The 881-nt window shown below is 51.4% G+C and carries 2 protein-coding genes; both read left to right on the forward strand.

From position 1 onward, the window contains the following. Positions 1 to 155 precede the first annotated feature (155 nt). Positions 156 to 392, forward strand: coding sequence for an acyl carrier protein (gene acpP, locus AC1DH9_RS29975; RefSeq protein ID WP_003175607.1), 237 nt, complete (start codon positions 156 to 158; stop codon positions 390 to 392). A 110-nt stretch (positions 393 to 502) separates the two neighbouring features. Continuing rightward, positions 503 to 881 (forward strand): beta-ketoacyl synthase N-terminal-like domain-containing protein (locus tag AC1DH9_RS29980; RefSeq protein ID WP_477809433.1); only part of this gene is annotated, 379 nt, incomplete at its 3' end.

Consider the following 881-nt stretch of genomic DNA (forward strand, 5'->3'; position numbering starts at 1 on the left):
GTCTAAAATCCGTTATAAAGCTGCAATCTATTTATAGGCAGAGGGTCGTCAGGGTTTGAGGAGTGAAGCTTTCAGTTGAAAAACTGAAAAGCCTTTCTATACACTTACCCACTGGCCAGCTGCCTGAATTTGTCCATTAGGAGTGAAAACAAGGTATGAGCACCATCGAAGAGCGCGTCAAGAAAATCGTTGCTGAGCAACTGGGCGTTAAAGAAGAAGAAGTTGTGAACACTGCTTCCTTCGTTGAAGACCTGGGTGCCGACTCCCTTGACACCGTTGAGCTGGTGATGGCTCTGGAAGAGGAATTCGAGACCGAAATTCCTGACGAAGAAGCTGAGAAGATCACTACTGTACAAGCTGCCATCGACTACGTTACTAGCCATCAGGCGTAATAGTTTGTAGCCGTTGTTAGCTGTCATGGAAAAACCGCACTGCCATCACGGCGTGCGGTTTTTTCCTTTAGGCCTGATGCAAAGTCGTCATTTGAAAAAAGGAGAGTGCTGTGTCGCGTAGACGCGTCGTAGTCACCGGTATGGGTATGTTGTCGCCACTGGGCACGGATGTGCCGAGCAGCTGGCAGGGTATTCTGGCTGGCCGCAGTGGCATTGGTCTGATCGAACACACCGACCTTTCTGCCTATTCCACCCATTTTGGCGGCTCGGTAAAGGGCTTCAATGTCGAGGAATACCTGTCGGTCAAGGAAGCTCGCAAACTCGACCTGTTCATTCAATACGGTCTGGCAGCAGGGTTTCAGGCAGTGCGTAACGCTGGCCTGGAAGTCACCGACGCCAATCGTGAACGCATCGGCGTGGCCATGGGCTCGGGTATTGGCGGTCTGACCAATATCGAAGAAACCAGCCGCATGCTGCATGATTCGGGGC

The organism is Pseudomonas sp. 05T35 (assembly GCF_056396605.1).